This is a genomic window from Pseudoalteromonas rubra, assembly GCF_005887095.1.
Classification (GTDB): domain Bacteria; phylum Pseudomonadota; class Gammaproteobacteria; order Enterobacterales; family Alteromonadaceae; genus Pseudoalteromonas; species Pseudoalteromonas rubra_E.
Map to the genome: position 1 here is coordinate 1 of NZ_PNCI01000142.1, position 436 is coordinate 436.

1 protein-coding gene is annotated in these 436 nt (G+C 56.0%); it reads right to left on the bottom strand.

The window, feature by feature from the left end:
- Positions 1–436, bottom strand: a 436-nt coding sequence (locus CWB99_RS24335) for a hypothetical protein (RefSeq protein ID WP_432760839.1), incomplete at both ends; no start/stop codon positions are given.

Sequence of the window (436 nt, forward strand, 5' to 3'; positions counted from 1 at the left end):
TTCACTGGGCCTTTACCAAACATACCACCAGTGGCAGAGCCCACGCCAGCGCTGACAAATCCATGACCGAACTTGCCGCCCTGCATAACGGACATTGCACCGCCGACCAGACCACTGGCTGCAACGGCTTCTATGCCACTGAGTCCGGCGCCGCCGACCATACCCAGAATGGCGCCACTCACCGCACCAGTCAATGCCCCTTCCAGCGAGCCTGTCGATATGGCACCACTCACTGCCCCTGCGGCCATACCGCCCAACACCGCCTTGCTCGCCGCAACCTTTGCCATGGCCCCAAACGTCCAGGCTTTGGTAACCAGGCCGAACGCTACATATGCCCCTGCTATCGCCATGATAGATTTAAAGTTCTTCTTAAGGAACTTCCCTATCTTCTTAAAAATATACCCACTCGGATCCGTATAACTCAGCGGATTATTCA